This window comes from Aquibium sp. ELW1220 (assembly GCF_030398385.1).
Lineage (GTDB): Bacteria > Pseudomonadota > Alphaproteobacteria > Rhizobiales > Rhizobiaceae > Aquibium.
The window spans coordinates 13,701-28,885 of record NZ_JAOAOQ010000026.1; the positions used below are offsets into that span (position 1 = coordinate 13,701).

General features: G+C 67.1%; 17 protein-coding genes. 6 read left to right on the forward strand and 11 right to left on the reverse strand.

The genetic code is table 11. The features are described from left to right. Nucleotides 1-143 precede the first annotated feature (143 nt). Entirely contained in the window at nucleotides 144-1,133 is a 990-nt protein-coding gene (locus N1F91_RS20535; protein WP_289995051.1) for a nicotinate-nucleotide--dimethylbenzimidazole phosphoribosyltransferase, read from the forward strand. Nucleotides 1,134-1,158: 25 nt separating this feature from the next. Here N1F91_RS20535 and N1F91_RS20540 read toward each other — a convergent pair whose 3' ends face one another. Then, on the reverse strand, nucleotides 1,159-2,673 hold the full coding sequence (locus N1F91_RS20540; RefSeq protein WP_289995052.1) for a HAMP domain-containing sensor histidine kinase: 1,515 nt from the start codon (nucleotides 2,671-2,673) through the stop codon (nucleotides 1,159-1,161). A gap of 121 nt (nucleotides 2,674-2,794) precedes the next feature. Between N1F91_RS20540 and N1F91_RS20545 the strand changes: the two genes are divergently transcribed. The 4 genes from N1F91_RS20545 to N1F91_RS20560 all read left to right on the forward strand — a co-directional run bounded on the left by N1F91_RS20545 (nucleotide 2,795) and on the right by N1F91_RS20560 (nucleotide 5,658). Then, complete coding sequence (locus N1F91_RS20545) at nucleotides 2,795-3,406, forward strand: glutathione S-transferase (protein ID WP_289995053.1); 612 nt, start codon at nucleotides 2,795-2,797, stop codon at nucleotides 3,404-3,406. Between the two features lie 8 nt (nucleotides 3,407-3,414). After that, nucleotides 3,415-4,041: a uracil-DNA glycosylase family protein gene (locus N1F91_RS20550; protein ID WP_289995054.1), complete on the forward strand. Its 627-nt coding sequence runs from the start codon at nucleotides 3,415-3,417 to the stop codon at nucleotides 4,039-4,041. Between the two features lie 97 nt (nucleotides 4,042-4,138). Continuing rightward, on the forward strand, nucleotides 4,139-4,633 hold the full coding sequence (locus tag N1F91_RS20555) for an Lrp/AsnC family transcriptional regulator (protein WP_289995055.1): 495 nt from the start codon (nucleotides 4,139-4,141) through the stop codon (nucleotides 4,631-4,633). Between the two features lie 50 nt (nucleotides 4,634-4,683). After that, the gene (locus N1F91_RS20560) at nucleotides 4,684-5,658 is read left to right on the forward strand and encodes a hypothetical protein (protein ID WP_289995056.1); all 975 of its coding nucleotides are present in this window, start codon (nucleotides 4,684-4,686) and stop codon (nucleotides 5,656-5,658) included. Here N1F91_RS20560 and N1F91_RS20565 read toward each other — a convergent pair. The 10 genes from N1F91_RS20565 to moaA form a co-directional block, all read right to left on the reverse strand. Beyond that, on the reverse strand, nucleotides 5,648-6,379 hold the full coding sequence (locus N1F91_RS20565; RefSeq protein WP_289995057.1) for a DNA alkylation repair protein: 732 nt from the start codon (nucleotides 6,377-6,379) through the stop codon (nucleotides 5,648-5,650). The genes N1F91_RS20560 and N1F91_RS20565 overlap by 11 nt on opposite strands. Nucleotides 6,380-6,385: 6 nt before the next feature. Further along, nucleotides 6,386-7,255: an NAD(P)-dependent oxidoreductase gene (locus N1F91_RS20570; protein ID WP_289995058.1), complete on the reverse strand. Its 870-nt coding sequence runs from the start codon at nucleotides 7,253-7,255 to the stop codon at nucleotides 6,386-6,388. Nucleotides 7,256-7,613: 358 nt separating this feature from the next. Next, nucleotides 7,614-8,441, reverse strand: a complete 828-nt coding sequence (locus tag N1F91_RS20575; RefSeq protein ID WP_289995059.1) for an ABC transporter permease — start codon at nucleotides 8,439-8,441, stop codon at nucleotides 7,614-7,616. Then, a complete protein-coding gene (locus N1F91_RS20580) occupies nucleotides 8,438-9,151 on the reverse strand; it encodes an ABC transporter permease (protein ID WP_289995061.1) in 714 nt (237 codons plus the stop codon). The genes N1F91_RS20575 and N1F91_RS20580 overlap by 4 nt, the downstream gene beginning before the upstream one ends. A gap of 94 nt (nucleotides 9,152-9,245) precedes the next feature. Next, complete coding sequence (locus N1F91_RS20585; protein ID WP_289995062.1) at nucleotides 9,246-10,031, reverse strand: ABC transporter substrate-binding protein; 786 nt, start codon at nucleotides 10,029-10,031, stop codon at nucleotides 9,246-9,248. Nucleotides 10,032-10,190: 159 nt separating this feature from the next. Further along, a complete protein-coding gene (gene mobB, locus N1F91_RS20590; protein WP_289995141.1) occupies nucleotides 10,191-10,697 on the reverse strand; it encodes a molybdopterin-guanine dinucleotide biosynthesis protein B in 507 nt (168 codons plus the stop codon). 107 nt (nucleotides 10,698-10,804) lie between these two features. Beyond that, entirely contained in the window at nucleotides 10,805-12,052 is a 1,248-nt protein-coding gene (locus N1F91_RS20595) for a multidrug effflux MFS transporter (protein ID WP_289995063.1), read from the reverse strand. 10 nt (nucleotides 12,053-12,062) lie between these two features. Further along, nucleotides 12,063-12,983 carry a DMT family transporter gene (locus N1F91_RS20600; RefSeq protein ID WP_289995064.1) on the reverse strand — a complete coding sequence of 307 codons (921 nt, stop codon included), beginning with the start codon at nucleotides 12,981-12,983 and terminating at the stop codon, nucleotides 12,063-12,065. Nucleotides 12,984-13,074: 91 nt separating this feature from the next. Beyond that, on the reverse strand, nucleotides 13,075-13,542 hold the full coding sequence (locus N1F91_RS20605) for a hypothetical protein (protein WP_289995066.1): 468 nt from the start codon (nucleotides 13,540-13,542) through the stop codon (nucleotides 13,075-13,077). An 11-nt stretch (nucleotides 13,543-13,553) separates the two neighbouring features. Then, complete coding sequence (gene moaA, locus N1F91_RS20610; protein WP_289995142.1) at nucleotides 13,554-14,549, reverse strand: GTP 3',8-cyclase MoaA; 996 nt, start codon at nucleotides 14,547-14,549, stop codon at nucleotides 13,554-13,556. A gap of 197 nt (nucleotides 14,550-14,746) precedes the next feature. On the opposite strand from moaA, the gene N1F91_RS20615 reads away from it, so the two are divergent. Then, on the forward strand, nucleotides 14,747-15,100 hold the full coding sequence (locus N1F91_RS20615; protein WP_289995067.1) for a DUF971 domain-containing protein: 354 nt from the start codon (nucleotides 14,747-14,749) through the stop codon (nucleotides 15,098-15,100). Nucleotides 15,101-15,185 lie beyond the last annotated feature (85 nt).

Genomic DNA, 15,185 nt, shown 5'->3' on the forward strand with positions numbered 1-15,185 from the left:
TGGTGGAATGCCGGCCCCCGTGCAAGGGAACGGCGCCCGCGTCCTCATGACAAGATCGTAACCGTTGTGGTGGCCGCCGCATCGGTCTATTTCCGCCCACGAATGGCCTGCGTTGCGGGCGAGCTCCTCGAACGGATGACGCGATGACCACCGGACTGCCCTTCGACGACTACCGTGCGCTCCTGGCGCGTCTTCCGGGACCCGACGAGGCGGCTGGCGCGGCCGCGCGGCGGCGCCTGGCGCGGATCGCGCCGGACAACGGGCTCGGCCCGCTCGGCGACCTCGCCGTCTGGCTGGCCGACTGGAGCGGCCGCACGCCGCCGTCGGTGAACCGGCCGCAACTCGTCGTCTTTGCCGGCAATCATGGCGTGGCGCGGCATGGCGCGACGCTTCGGCCGGCCTCGGCCACCGCCGCGATCGTCGAGCACTGCGCGGCCGGCGGCATGCCGGTGAACCAGATCTGCGTTGCCAACGATGTCGGGCTGAGGGTCTACGACCTCGCCCTCGACATGCCGACGGGCGACATCAGCACCGGTCCGGCGCTGGACGAGCGCGGCTGTGCGGCGACCATGGCCTTCGGCATGGAAGCGACGGCGGGCGGCACGGACCTGCTTTGCATCGGTTCCGTCGGCGTCGGCGGCGAGATCGCCGCGGCCGCGGTGCTCGCCGCGATGGCGGGAGGCAAGGCCAGCGACTGGACGGCCGGCGCGGACGCGCTTGCGGGCGAACGCGCGGCCCTGGCCGACCAGGCGCTCGCCACGCATCGCGGCCACCTCGCCGATCCGCTGGAGGCGATGCGGCGACTGGGCGGGCGGGAGATCGCGGCGATCGCCGGCGCCATCCTCGCCGCGCGGGCGCAGACGATCCCCGTTCTGCTCGACGGCGACCAGGCGCTTGCTGCGGCAAGCCTGCTCCTTGCTGCAAACCCCGCCGCGCTCGATCACTGCCGGCTGGCGGCGCAGCCGGCGGATCCGGTTCTTGCGAAGGCGGCCGAGCGGCTCGGTCTTCGCGCGGTGCTGACGCTCGACGTCGATCTCACCGAAGGCGCCGCGGCGGCGCTGGCGGTGGCGAGCGTGCGGGCGGCGGCACTCTGTCTCGCCAATGTCCAGCCGCTGCCGGTCGCGCTCCAGTAGCCGACGGGTGGCGGCAGCTCCGGCTTCAGCTCGCCGCGGCTAGCTTGACGGGCACGACAGGCGCGCGGGCGGGTTCGAGCACCCGGGACGCCGGGAAGATCGCGAAGGCTTCGGTGCCCTCGCGCAGCTTGGAGCGGAGATCGAACTTGCCGCCGTGCAGGTCGATCAGCCCCTGGACGATCGGCAGGCCGAGCCCGGTGCCCTGTTCGGCGCTCTTGATGGCGATCGAGCCCTGGCCGAAGGCCGAGAGCACGACCGGGATCTCGTCGGCCGGAATGCCCGGGCCATTGTCCTTGACCGAGACATACTGGCCTCCGCCGGCCGTCCATCCCACACAGACACGGACCGCCCCACCGGAGGGAGCGAATTTCAGCGCGTTGGACAAAAGGTTGAGCGTGATCTGGCGCACCGCGCGCTCGTCGGCCAGCAGCGGCGGCAGATCCGGCTCGAAGTCCTGCGTGACGTGGATGTCCTTGTTGCGGGCGCGCAGCGCGACCAGATGGCAGCATTCCTCGACCACGTCCGCGAGCTGCATCGGCTCCGCATTGATCTGGTAGCGCCCGGCCTCGATGCGCGAGATGTCGAGGATCTCGTTGATCAAATCGAGCAGATGCTTGCCGGACTCGTGGATGTCGCGCGCATAATCCTTGTAGGTCGCGTTCTGCATCGGCCCCAGCACCTCGTCCGCCATGACCTCGGAGAAGCCGAGGATGGCGTTGAGGGGCGTTCGCAGTTCGTGGCTCATCGAGGCCAGAAAGCGTGACTTCGCCAGGTTGGCCTCCTCGGCGCGGCGACGGGCCTCGTCCGAGATCGCGTTCGCGGTCTCGAGTTCGGCGATCAGCCCGTCCTTCTCGGTGCGGAAGGAAAGGAGCATGATGGTTGAACGGTGCAGGTGCGACGACACGTAGGCGAAGAAGGGCAGCGAGGCGGCAAGCAACCCGGCCATGACGATCTGGACGGGCTCACCCAGCCGGACCGCGAGGAAGAGGTATACCATGACCGGCACGGCAAACGTCGCCAGCAGCGCCCCGCGCAGCGAATAGGCGAGGATGGCGGTCGCGGCGATGGCGAGCAGCAGGATGACGGCCTTGATGATGGGGAACTGCTCGATCTGGCAGGTCTCGCAGCCGAGACCGGCGAACCAGGCCCAGCACAGGCCCGTCGCCGCGTGCAGCGCCAGGAAGCGGATGCGGACGGACGTTTCGTCCAGTCCGGCCGCGCGGCCCACGCGGTGCGCATAGGCGGCCAATCCCGCGTAGAGCACGGCGGCAGTCGCCGCCCAGATGATGACGATGATGCCCATGCCGGCGAAGAGGCCGCCGAGCGCGACCGCCACCGTGAACAGCGGAACGACCACGGCGCCGCCCGTCAGCGCACGGGCGTGCAGCTTCAGCATCTCGCGATCGAAGACCGGATTTCCGGGCTGCTGCGCCAGCCGGTCGCGCGCTTCGCGCACGGTTCGAGACACGTCCGGATTGCGACGCGTCTTCGTGCGGTCCACGATGTTCTTGTCCGCCGAGGTGGAGCGTCTGGTAGCCATCCGGGCCGGTTGCGTGTTGGAGCGACAGGTTCGGCTGGAAAATTACTTCCGATTGGTTAAGAGACCCTTCAGGCGGCCTTTGGATGGGCTCGGCGGCTGCCGCAATCCGGGAGGGACGATCATGAAACTGTTCGACGGCGGCAAGGCACCCAATCCGCGTCGCGTGCGCATCTTCCTGGCCGAGAAGGGCATCGAGGTCCCGCTGGTGCCCGTCGACATGACGGCGCTCGGGCATCGCGACCCCGAGATCACGCGCCGCAATCCGCTGCAGCGCCTGCCGGTGCTCGAACTCGACGACGGCACGATCCTGACGGAATCAGTTGCGATCTGCCGTTATTTCGAGGAACTGCATCCCGAGCCGCCGCTGTTCGGCACCGGCGCGCTTGGACGGGCGCAGGTGGAGATGTGGCAGCGGCGCATGGAACTGAACTTCCTCGGCGCCGTCGGCAACGCCTTCCGCCACATCCATCCGGCAATGAAGGAATGGGAAGTGCCGCAGATCCCGGAATGGGGCGAGGCCAACAAGCCGCGCGCCGTCGAGTTCCTGCGCATCCTCGACGCTGACCTGGCCGATCGCGCGTTCGTCGCGGGCGACGCCTTTTCCATCGCCGACATCACCGGCATGATCGGCATCGACTTCATGAAGCCGGCCCGCATTCCGCTGCCGGACGAACTCGTCAACGTGAAGCGCTGGTATGCCGCCGTCTCGGCCCGGCCGAGCGCCGGCGCCTGACCGGCGCCTTGGACGCCGGACTTGACGATCTCGTCGCGAAAATCCGCGCCTGCCGGATCTGCCGCGACGCTCCCCGGACGCGGCCGCTGCCGCACGAGCCGCGGCCGGTCGTGGTGGCGTCGTCCAATGCACGGATCCTGATCGCGGGGCAGGCGCCCGGCCTGCGCGTCCACGCGACCGGCATTCCCTTCGACGACCGTTCCGGCGACCGCCTGCGCGACTGGCTCGGCGTGACGCGCGAGACGTTCTACGATCCCTCGAACTTCGCCATCGTGCCGATGGGCTTCTGCTTTCCGGGGTACGATGCGAAGGGATCCGACCTGCCGCCGCGGCGCGAATGCGCGCCGGCCTGGCGCGCCGCCCTGCTGGCGGCGATGCCGCAGATCGAACTGGTGCTGACGATCGGCCAATATGCGCAGGCCTGGCACCTCGGCGGCGCGCGTGGAGCCTCGATGACGCAGACCGTCGCCGGCTGGCGGGCGATCTTCTCGGCGACCGGCCTCCCGCGGCAACTGCCATTGCCGCACCCGTCGTGGCGCAACACCGGCTGGCTGAAACGCCATCCGTGGTTCGAGGCAGAGCTCCTGCCGGTGCTCCGCCACGAAATCGCCATCCGTATCCAGTCGAAAAGTTAGCACGCGCGCAGCCGATTGCCGCTCCGTGGGAGAAAACATTTCTTGCGGCTTCGCCTGTTGCCGCTAGATTCGGCAAAACCGTTCCGGAGCCCGCCTGATGGACCGCCTCGACAAGAAGATCCTGCGCCTGCTGCAGGAGGACGCCACGCTCGCCGTCGCCGACGTCGCAAAGAAGGTGGGGCTGTCGACGACGCCGTGCTGGCGGCGCATCCAGAAGCTGGAGGAGGAGGGGGTGATCCAGCGACGGGTGGCGGTGCTGAGCCCGGAGAAGGTCAACACCAGGGTCAACGTCTTCATCTCGATCCGCACCAGTTCCCATAGCCTGGAATGGCTGAAGCGGTTCTCAGAGGTGGTGCAGGAGTTCCCGGAGGTGGTCGAGTTCTATCGCATGAGCGGCGATGTCGACTATCTGATCCGTGTCGTGGTGCCCGACATCGCCGCCTACGACGCCTTCTACAAGAAGCTGATCGCCAAGATCGAGATCCGCGACGTGTCCTCGGCCTTCGCCATGGAGCAGATCAAGTACACAACCCAGCTTCCGCTCGACTACATGGTGCTCGACAAGGACGGCGGCGCCGGTGCAGGAAGCTGACCGGACGCGGTCGAGCCTGACCGGTCGGGGGCCGTCAGGGGGACGGGGCGTTGGCCAGACTGTTGTCGAGACTGCTTTTGCTGCGAAAGCTCGTCTTCGCGCTGAGCCTTCGCCGGATGAGGCCGGCGGACATCCTCTGGTCCAAGGGCATCGGCGACTTCTGCGATGTCGCCGGCAGCCGGTCCTATCGCACCGAGTGGACCGAAGCGACCCAGACGGACGCGTTTTTCCGTCGCGCCTATGCCGGTGCGCATGGGCTGGTCTGGGTTCGGCTCGGAACCGTGGCACGCGATGGCCGTCCCTGCGACCTCGACAGGTTCGTCAAGACGGCCTTGCCGAGCGTTACGAAGCCGTTCGTCCTGATCACGACGGACGGCGATTTGTCGGTACCTTCGCAACTGCGGCCCGAGACGGTTGCCGCGCTGAAGGCGCATCCGATGATGGTCGCTTGGCACAGCCAGAACGCCGACGGCAGCGACCCCGACGTGTTTCCCTTTCCGATCGGTCTGGACATCCACACCCCGGTGCCATGGACGACACCGCCGCGCCTCCTGGTGACGCTCAAGCAGATGGGCATCGCCGCGTCGCCTGCTGAGTCGCGCCCGCTGCGCGTTTTCAGCGATCTCGGACTTGCCCTCACCGACGCGCGTCGCGAGGCGCATGCGGCGGTTGCCGGTTGCGCGCATGTCGATCTCGCCACGACCAGAGTTTCCCGGATCGGGATCTGGCGCCGCTATGCCTCCTATCCTTTCGTGATGTCGGCGCATGGCAACGGGCTCGACTGCCACCGGACATGGGAGGTGCTTTGCCTCGGCTGCATTCCGATCGTGAAGACGTCGTCGCTCGACCCGCTGTATCGCGGATTGCCGGTCGCGATCGTGGAGGACTGGCGCCAGGTCCGCGACGTCGCGCTGTTGAGGACGTGGCTGGAGACGCTCGGGCCACTCGCGAACGCTGCCTCCGTTCAGGCCAGGCTCGACCCTCGCGCCTGGCTTGCCCCCCTGCGCGCCAGGCTCAGCGCCTGATCGCGGCGGGCGCAGTGCGCCGGGCGGCCCGCTTCTCCATCTGCGCCAGCGTCTTCGGGTCGGACAGTTCGCGCGCGGCGTCCCGGCCGATCCAGCGCATGGTGCGATCGGCGCTGCCGGCCAGGCGTTGCGCCAGCGCGAGCGAAGGGCCGTGCAGCGCGGCGGATCGTTTGCCGATCTGGCGCAGCGCCCAGTTGACGGACTTGCGCACGAAGTTGCGCGGGTCGCTCGCGTGGCGCTCGATCAGGTCGAGCCAGGCGAGGAAGGTCGCGTCCGGCTCGGACTTCCGATGCACGGCGGCCCAGGCCATCATCGAGAAGGCCGTCCGGCGGACGAACTCCCGCTCGTCGGCGGCAAACACCGGGATCAGATCGAGATGGCCGGCCTCGACGAAGAGATCGCAGACGGTATCGACGATCTCCCAGGAGTTGAAATCGCCCGCCCAGCGGCACGCCTGTTCGCGCGTCACCCGCTTTGGCTCGTCGGTGAAGGCCGCAAGCAGGCGGGCTTCGCGCCAGCCGGTCTCCCAGAGCGTCAGCGCCCGATCGTGATCGCGCTTCAACTGGCGGGCGAGGGGCCGAAGCGCGGTGTTGCCGACGCCGAAGGCGCGGTCCGTGACGATGCCGAACCGGGCCATGCCGGCACGGTTCTCGTCGCTGCCAAGTGCACGCAGATGAGCGACGATCTCGTCGACGCCCCAGCCGGGCGAGGGCGCCGGCATGGGGGCCTACTTGTCGAGCCGGGCCAGCAGCGAGGACGTATCCCAGCGCTTGCCGCCCATCGCCTGAACGTCCTTGTAGAACTGGTCGACGAGCGCGGTGACGGGCAGCTTCGCGCCGTTGCGGTCGCCCTCGTCGAGCACGATCCCAAGGTCCTTGCGCATCCAGTCGACCGCGAAGCCGAAATCATACTTGCCGGCGATCATCGTCTTGTGCCGGTTTTCCATCTGCCACGAACCGGCAGCGCCCTTGGAGATGACCTCGATCACCTTCTCCATGTCGAGGCCAGCCTTGGTGCCGAAATGGATGCCTTCAGCCAGTCCCTGGACGAGCCCCGCGATGCAGATCTGGTTGACCATCTTGGTCAGCTGTCCGCTGCCTGCCGGCCCCATCAGCCCGACCATGCGGGCATAGGCCTCGATGACCGGGCGGGCCTTCTCGAACGTGTCCGGCTCGCCTCCGCACATCACGGTGAGCACCCCGTTCTCCGCTCCGGCCTGGCCACCCGACACGGGCGCGTCGACGAAGCCGAAACCGGCTGCGCGCGCCGCCTCGTCGAGTTCGCGCGCGACTTCGGCGGAGGCGGTCGTGTTGTCGATGAAGATCGCGCCCTTCTTCATGGCCGCGAAGGCGCCGTCCGGTCCGACCGTGACCGAGCGCAGGTCGTCGTCGTTGCCGACGCAGCAGAACACGAAATCCTTGTCGCGCGCCGCGTCCGCAGGGGTCGAGGCCATGGCCCCGCCATGCTGCTCGACCCACTTCGCCGCCTTGGCGGCAGTTCGGTTGTAGACCGTGACGGCATGGCCGCCCTTGTGCATCAGGTGCGCGGCCATGGGATAGCCCATGACGCCCAGTCCCAGGAATGCGATATTGGCCATCGGAAAGCCTCCCGTTCATCTGCTGTGTTCGGGGGAGAAGGTCTAAGGGAAGGGGGGCGAAGGTCAAGCGCGGATCGAGCGGGACTTGGTGGATGAGCACGACGGACGGCGAGCAGTATTCAGCGCGACGTCGCAGGGCGGGTGCCTGTCCTCTCCCTCACGTAAGTGGGGGAGAGGTGGCACCGCGAAGCGGTGACGGCGAGGGGGAGGGCGCAGTCCCCGAGAAGATTTTTGCCAGCGTCGGATCGGATTGATCTGATGTCGCAGAACTCCCCCGCGGCGGCTCCCCCTCTCCGTCTCGGGCTTCGCCCGAGCCACCTCTCCCCCCTTGCGGGTGGAGAGGACAGGGCTGCCCCTCTCACCGCTTCAGGTGCACGGTGATGCGCCGTTCGATCCAGTCGACGACGTTGCGCAGCAGTTCCACGATCGTGAGATAGATCATGGCGGCCCAGATGTAGGTCTGGAAATCGAAGGTGCGCGAGTAGGCCCGGCGCGTCTCGCCCATCAGGTCGTAGACGGTGATGATGGCGACGATGGCCGAGCCCTTGATCATCAGGATGATCTCGTTGCCATAAGGCCGCAGCGCCACGATCAGTGCCTGCGGAAGGACGATCTTCCAGAGCGTCTGCAGCTTCGACAGACCCAGCGCCGAGCCGGCTTCCCACTGGCCGCGCGGCACGCTGGCGATGGCGCCGCGCAGGATCTCCGCCTGGTAGGCGGCGGTATTGAGCGTGAAGGCGAGGATCGCGCAGTACCAGGCCTCGCGGAAGAAGGTCCACAGGCCGAGCGCCTGGAGTTCCGGCCGGAAGGAACCGAGGCCGTAGTAGATGAGAAAGGTCTGCGCGAGCAGCGGGGTACCCCGGAAGAAATAGACATAACCATAGGCGAAACCCGCAACGAGCCTGTTTTTCGACAAGCGCATCCAGGCCACGGGGACGGACAGGAGCGCGCCCAGGACGATGGAGATTCCGACCAGCGTCAACGTCACGACGAGACCGGAGAGGTAGTAGGGGAGGTACTTTTCGAAAAGTTCGGGGTTCCAGGCCGCCAGCAGGTAGGCGGCGAGGCCGACGCCGCAGAGGACCCACAGCCCGAGCAGCACGGCGCCGGCGATGCGTTCCCCGGTCCAGGGTCGCGGCGGCGCCGGCGGCTTCTCGACGGTCGTGACCGTCGCGACCTCGCTCATCGCGCGGCCTCCTTGTGGCCGAACCGGCGCTCGATCGCGCCGATGCCGAAGGAGGAGATGATTGCAAGCACGAGATAGATCAGGCAGGCGACGGCGAAGAACAGGAACGCTTCCTTGGTGACCCGCGCCGCGATGCCGGCCTGGCGCAGGATGTCGGAAAGCCCGATCGCCGAGACGAGAGCGGTGTCCTTGAGCAGGATCAGCCAGAGGTTCGACAGGCCGGGCAGAGCGACGCGGATCAACTGCGGCAGCACCACCAGCCGCATGGTCTGTCCCTTCGACAGGCCGACGGAATAGCCGCCCTCGTACTGGCCCTGGGGAATGGCCTTGAAGGCGGAGAGGAAGACCTCGCTGGCATAGGACGAAAAGACCACGCCGAGCGCGATCATGCCCGCCACGAAGCTGTTGATCTCGACATAGGCGTCGGGGCTGAAGAAGCGCACCACCTGCTGCACGCCGATCTGGGCCCCGTAGAAGACCACGAACAGGGTCAGGAGTTCCGGCAGACCACGGAAGATGGTGGTGTAGATGCTGCCGGCGAGACGCAGCATCGGCTCTTCCGACCGCTTGGCGATGGCGACGAAGAAGCCGGCGAGCAGCCCGAGTGGAAGCGTCGCGAGTGCAAGCAGGATCGTGACCCGGACGCCCGAGGCGATCTCGTCGAGCCAGCCCTCGGGCCCCCAGCTCAGCAATGTCCAGACGCTCTGCATCGCTCAGGAACCGTCATGGCCGGGCGAAAGACCGGGCCGGTCGCGCCGGCGGCGGATGGCGCCGCCGGGCGATGGTCGGGCTGTCGGCCGTGCCTCAGCCACCATAGACGTCGAAGTCGAAATACTTCTCGTTGATGGCCTTGTACTTGCCGTTGGCGCGGATGGCGTCGATGGCGGCGTTGAACTTTTCCGCAAGCTCGGTCTCGCCCTTGCGCACGGCGATGCCGGCGCCCTGGCCGTGGATTTCCTCCACCGGTGTGATGGTGCCGACGATCTTGCAGCACTCGCCCTCCGGGGTGGCGAGCCATTCGGAAACGACGACGATGTCGTCATTGACGGCATCGAGGCGCCCGTTCGCCAGATCGAGCTGGTACTCCTGTGCCGTCGGGTAGGCCCGGATCTCGCTGTCGGTGTAGGTCGCTTCCGAGAAGTTGAAATGGGTGGTCGATCCCTGGACGCCGATGGTCTTGCCGGCGAGGGCTTCGGTGGTGACGCCGGTGATGTCGGTGTCCTTCGGCGCTGCGATCGCGGGTGGCGTGTTGTAGTACTTGTTGGAGAAATCGACCTTCTCGGCCCGCTCCGGCGTGATCGACATGGAGGCGATGATGGCGTCGAACTTGCCCGCCTGGAGAGCCGGGATGATGCCGTCCCAGTCCTGGGTGACGAACTCGCAGTCGGCGTTCATCTCCTCGCAGAGCGCACGTGCGATATCGATGTCGAAGCCTTCGAGCTTTCCGTCGGATGTGAGGTTGTTGAAGGGCGGATAAGCCCCCTCGGTACCGATCTTCAGCTTCATCTTCTCCTGTGCATCGGCAGCGCCGATCGACAGGGCGAGCGCTGCAGCCGACAGGGCGAGCGCGAAACGCTTGTTGATCTGCATGGGTCTCCTCATATCGTTCTTGTGTTCTGAAGGCGGGTTTCCGCCTCGTTCCCTTTGAGGTCCGGTGGAATTGCCCCGGCCTTGCAACGATACTCCCACTGTTTCCGCGCGAAACGCAACTGCAAAGCACCTGCCTGCGGTGCCAAATTAACGGGCAGTTCAACCCAGGCCGGTCGAGGCGGCGATGAAGTCGGCTATTGACGCAACGTCGTCCAGCGAAAAGGACGGCAGATGCCCGCCGACGATCGGATGGTCGGCGGCAATCGCCACGACGTTTGGAATGGTCGAGGCGAGCGGGCGCGTCTCGCGGGCCTCGAGGCGGCGCACTTCGATCTTGCGGTGATCGTTCCGCTTGTAGCCCTCGACGAGGATGATGTCGCAGGGCGCGAGTCTCGCGATCACCTCGTCGAGCGTGGGTTCGGCGGCGCCGTCGAGTTCGTGCATCAGCGCCCAGCGCCGGCCCGACACGATCGCCACTTCTGCCGCACCCGCGGCGCGGTGACGGTAGGAATCCGTGCCTTCGTGGTCGATGTCGAAATCATGATGCGCGTGCTTGACCGTGGCGACCGTCTTGCCGCGGCGGCGAAATTCGGCCACCAGCCGCTCGGTGAGCGTCGTCTTGCCGGAGTTCTTCCATCCGGTGATGCCGAAGATGCGCCGCTGCATGGTCAAGGCTCTGGTCTCCGCTGAAGTTCCGGCGCCCGGTCCGCCTCCGGGATCCGCGTAGCACCGTGTATCGCGGCTCGGAAGCCCTGCCGGCCGGTCGACGGTGCTCAGCCAGCCGTCGGGTGGTCCGAATCGCCGAGCGGTCCTGCGACCCTGTCGACATGCATGCCGTAGAGCGTTGCGCAGATCGCCAGGACCGACGATGCGATCATGACGGCGAAGAGCGGGTAGGGACCGCTCTCCAGCGAGAGCATCGAGCCGGCAAGGATCGACAGCACGGCACCGCCGCCCATCTGGATGGCGCCGCCGAGGCCCGATGCCGAGCCGGCGAGCTTGGGGCGCACGCTGACGATGCCGGCATAGGCGGTCGGCAGCGACATGCCGTTGCCGATGCCGACCAGACCGGTCGGCAGAAAGAGGCTGACGGGATGGTCGAAGCCGAGCGCGAACAAGGCGACGCCGAGGATGCCGCCGATGGTGGCGGCGACGTTGCCGGTGATCATCAGCTTGTTTCGGCCGACGCGCGTCGAAAAGCGCCCCGTCAGGAAGTTTCCGGCCATGTAGCCGATCGACACGAGCACGAAATAGAAGCCGTAGGCCGACGGCCCGATGCCAAGCATCTCGCTCGCCACGTAGGGACCGCCGCCGAGGAAGGCGAAAAAGGCGCCCGCGGTGAAGGCCGCGGTGAGCGTGTAGGACCAGAAGCGGCGCGAGGCGATCAGTTCGGGATAGACCCTGAACTGTGCGCCGAGGCTTCGGGTGGGCGTCTTGTTGGTCTCGTTGAGGTCGAACCAGACGACGAGGATCGCCACCACGCCGTAGACGAGGGTCAGGACGAAGGTGGCCCGCCAGCCGTAATACTCGTCGAGGATGCCGCCGAAGGCCGGTGCGACCATCGGCACGAGTGCCATGCCCATGGTGATGTAGCCGATGCGGCTGGCCGCTTCGTCGCTGTCGACCGTATCGCGCACCACTGCCCGCGAGATGACCATGCCGCCGGCCGCGAAGGCCTGGAAGAAGCGCAGGACCAGGAGCATCTCGATGGTCTGGACGAAGACGGCAAGCAGGCTGCTGACCACGAAGATGGCGAGGCAGCCGAGCAGCACGGGCCGTCGGCCGAGCCGGTCGGATGCCGGACCGATGACGAGCTGCAGGCCCGCGGTGGCGAAGAGGTAGATCGAGACCATCAGCTGCACCACCGCGTAGTCGGTGTTCAGGTCGCGGGCGATCGACGGCAGCGACGGCAGGAAGACGTTCATGGCGAGCGCGCTCGACGCGGTCGCGATGACCAGCGTCAGGATGTGCGGCGAGCGCGGACGCGCCGAAGCGCCTGCGGCGTTCTGGGGCGTCGTCATCGTGTCGTTCTCACAATCCGTCCGGCGCCATGCCGGGCGCGGTGCTGCTGGTGACCGGCCGCGTGCGGCCGACGATCTGTTCCCGGTAGAGCGTATATAGCCCGGAGGCGATGACCACGAAGGCGCCGATCGTCATCGCCGTGTCCGGCACGTTGCCGAAGACGAGATAGCCGAGCAGGATCGCCCACAGGAGCGCGGTGTAGCGAAACGGCGCGATGTAGGAGATGTCGCCGATCCGCATCGCCATGATGATGAACTGGTAGCCGATGACGACCAGCGCTGCGGCCCCGAGGAGCAGCAGCGCGTCGTTCGCTCCCACCGGATGCCAGCCGCCATAGGGGACGATGAGGGCGCCGCCCGCCACGGTGACCGCGGCCGCCGTGGCGGTGGTGATGAAGAGCGAGGGAATCTCGGCGTTGACGCGCTTGGTTGCCAGGTCGCGCACCACGCAGAAGAAGACGCAGCCCAGAACGTAGAGCGAATAGGCGTTGAAGCCGTCGAGCCCCGGCCGGACGATGATCAGGACACCGCTGAACCCCACCCCGATGGCCAGCCAGCGCCGCCAGCCGACCGGTTCGGAAAAGAACAGCGCCGCGCCCATCGTCACGCCGAGCGGCAGCGCCTGCAGGATGGCGGAGACATTGGCGAGCGGCAGGTGGGCAAGCGCGGTCAGGAAGCAGAGTGTCGCCAGGACCTCGCCGCCGACGCGCAGGACGATCATCAGGTCGAGAGCGCCCGCCGGCAGCCTGAGTGCGCCGCGGTGCCAGGCGATGGCGCCGACCAGCATCGTGGCGAAGCCGCCGCGGATGAACATGATCTGCGCCATGGTCAGCGATTCGCCGACGAACTTCGAGATGGCGTCGTTCATGGTGAAGCCGGCCATCGAAATGGCCATGAACAGCGCACCACGGAGATTGGGAGAGATGGCCAAGACGGATCCGATTCTTTTTCCACCGGATGTAGCACCGAAACCTGGAGAGGCAACCTGAAACGACTGGGCCAGTCGGCGCGTCGAATGCCGTCTATGGGCCGTCGAGCGAACGGCCGATCGGACCGGTCAGGGGGTCGTAACGCTCGCGCAGCGCCGTCGGATAGCGCAGCAGCATGGAATGGATGACGTCGTCGGCGCCGAACTCGAAGCGATAGTAGAAGATGTCGCCGTCCTCGTAGCCAGACAGGACCACCCAACGATCGGCGACCCGGCGGTATGTCACCTCGAAGCGACCATTGCCCTGGCTCGCCTGGTCCGCGAAGGCGCGCGGCGACAGCATCAGGGCGTTGTAGGACGCATAGGCGGAGAGGCTGGCGCCGTCCGCCGACAGCCAGGTCATGCCGTCGCCATTGGCCGGCGGCTCCATCGGCTGCGAGAACACCTCGGCCGGAAAGGTGAGGGTCGTCCCGAAGCGATCATTGCGGTAGGTCAGCGGGTCGGCCAGCACGTACGACGAGGCGAGCGCGACGGTCAGCGCGACGAGGACCGGGCGGAGCATCCTGCCGATCCTCACCCGCCCGTCACGCTCATGTGGCGCGAGACGGAGGGACGGTTGGTGCGGCGGTCTATGACGAAGTCGTGGCCCTTCGGCTTGCGCCCGATCGCCTCGTCGATGGCCTGTGACAGCAGTTCGTTGCCTTCGGAGGCGCGCAGCGGCGCACGCAGGTCGGCTGCGTCTTCCTGGCCGAGGCACATGTAGAGCGTGCCGGTGCAGGTGAGCCGCACACGATTGCAGCTTTCGCAGAAATTATGCGTCATCGGCGTGATGAAGCCGAGCCGCCCGCCTGTTTCGGCCACCTCGACGTACCGGGCGGGTCCGCCGGTGCGGTAGGAAATCTCGGTCAGCGTGAACTGGCGCTCCAGCTGCGACCGCAGCAGCGACAGCGGCATGTACTGGTCGGTCCGGTCGGCGTCGATCTCGCCCATCGGCATGGTCTCGATGACCGTGAGGTCCATGCCGCGCCCGTTGGCCCAGCGCAGCAGGTCCGGAATCTCCTGGTCGTTGAAGCCCTTCAGCGCCACGGCGTTGATCTTGACGGCGATTCCGGCCGTCTGCGCGGCGTCCAGACCTTCCATGACGCGCGAAAGCTCCCCCCAGCGCGTGATCGTCTTGAACTTGTCCGCATCGAGCGTGTCGAGCGAGACGTTGATGCGTCGCACGCCGCAGGCGGCGAGCTCGGCGGCGAAGCGCGACAGCTGCGAGCCGTTGGTGGTGAGCGTCAGTTCCTTCAGCGCGCCGCTGTCGAGATGGCGCGAGAGCTGGCGCACCAGATGCATCACGTTCTTGCGAACCAGCGGCTCGCCGCCGGTCAGCCGCAGCTTGCGCACGCCCTTCTCGACGAAGGCGGTACAAAGCCGGTCCAGTTCCTCCAGCGACAGGAGGTCCTTCTTCGGCAGGAAGGTCATGTCCTCCGCCATGCAGTAGGTGCAGCGGAAGTCGCATCGGTCGGTGACGGACACGCGCAGATACTCGATGGCCCGACCGAACGGGTCGATCATCTGCATCCCGTTCGGCATCGGCTCGGAGAAGGTCATCGTGCTCTTCCTTTTGCGCACCGTCTGGCCGCGGTGCTTGCCGGTCGAATGTCGTGCCCGGCACCGGCATCGTCAAGGCGACGGAGCGAAACTAGCACCATCGCTATAGTCGGAGCAACATATCGCGGCTAGAATGAACGGCTTCGCATCCGACGCAGGACTCTGCCATGAACGCCCCCACCGAACTGCGCGTGTCGAAAGACCGCCGACTGCTCACGGTCACCTTCGCCGGTCGCGACCCCATTGCGCTCGACGCCGAATATCTGCGGGTCACGTCGCCCTCGGCCGAAGTGCAGGGCCATTCGCCGGAACAGCGCGTGACGGTGCCGGGCAAGCGGGACGTGACGATCCTGAAGATGGAGCCGGTCGGCAACTACGCGGTCCGCATCACCTTCGACGACCGGCACGACACCGGCATCTTCACCTGGTCCTACCTGCGCCAGCTGGGCGACGAGCGCGAGACGCGCTGGGGCGCCTACCTCGACGAGCTCGCCACCAAAGGGCTGAGCCGGGACCGGTGACGACCGGACGCGCGGCCGGACGCGCCGGTCCGCGGCACCGCCCGAACTGCCCTGCAGTCTAGGCGAGAATCGCGGCTGTCGCTCT

What these genes read in the sequence shown, in the direction of transcription:
- N1F91_RS20535 (WP_289995051.1), top strand. Translation starts at nt 144, where the DNA reads ATGACCACCGGACTGCCCTTCGACGACTACCGTGCGCTCCTGGCGCGT.
- N1F91_RS20540 (WP_289995052.1), bottom strand. Translation starts at nt 2,673, where the DNA reads ATGGCTACCAGACGCTCCACCTCGGCGGACAAGAACATCGTGGACCGC.
- N1F91_RS20545 (WP_289995053.1), top strand. Translation starts at nt 2,795, where the DNA reads ATGAAACTGTTCGACGGCGGCAAGGCACCCAATCCGCGTCGCGTGCGC.
- N1F91_RS20555 (WP_289995055.1), top strand. Translation starts at nt 4,139, where the DNA reads ATGGACCGCCTCGACAAGAAGATCCTGCGCCTGCTGCAGGAGGACGCC.
- N1F91_RS20565 (WP_289995057.1), bottom strand. Translation starts at nt 6,379, where the DNA reads ATGCCGGCGCCCTCGCCCGGCTGGGGCGTCGACGAGATCGTCGCTCAT.
- N1F91_RS20570 (WP_289995058.1), bottom strand. Translation starts at nt 7,255, where the DNA reads ATGGCCAATATCGCATTCCTGGGACTGGGCGTCATGGGCTATCCCATG.
- N1F91_RS20575 (WP_289995059.1), bottom strand. Translation starts at nt 8,441, where the DNA reads ATGAGCGAGGTCGCGACGGTCACGACCGTCGAGAAGCCGCCGGCGCCG.
- N1F91_RS20580 (WP_289995061.1), bottom strand. Translation starts at nt 9,151, where the DNA reads ATGCAGAGCGTCTGGACATTGCTGAGCTGGGGGCCCGAGGGCTGGCTC.
- N1F91_RS20585 (WP_289995062.1), bottom strand. Translation starts at nt 10,031, where the DNA reads ATGCAGATCAACAAGCGTTTCGCGCTCGCCCTGTCGGCTGCAGCGCTC.
- mobB (WP_289995141.1), bottom strand. Translation starts at nt 10,697, where the DNA reads ATGCAGCGGCGCATCTTCGGCATCACCGGATGGAAGAACTCCGGCAAG.
- N1F91_RS20595 (WP_289995063.1), bottom strand. Translation starts at nt 12,052, where the DNA reads ATGACGACGCCCCAGAACGCCGCAGGCGCTTCGGCGCGTCCGCGCTCG.
- N1F91_RS20605 (WP_289995066.1), bottom strand. Translation starts at nt 13,542, where the DNA reads ATGCTCCGCCCGGTCCTCGTCGCGCTGACCGTCGCGCTCGCCTCGTCG.
- moaA (WP_289995142.1), bottom strand. Translation starts at nt 14,549, where the DNA reads ATGCAGATGATCGACCCGTTCGGTCGGGCCATCGAGTATCTGCGCGTG.
- N1F91_RS20615 (WP_289995067.1), top strand. Translation starts at nt 14,747, where the DNA reads ATGAACGCCCCCACCGAACTGCGCGTGTCGAAAGACCGCCGACTGCTC.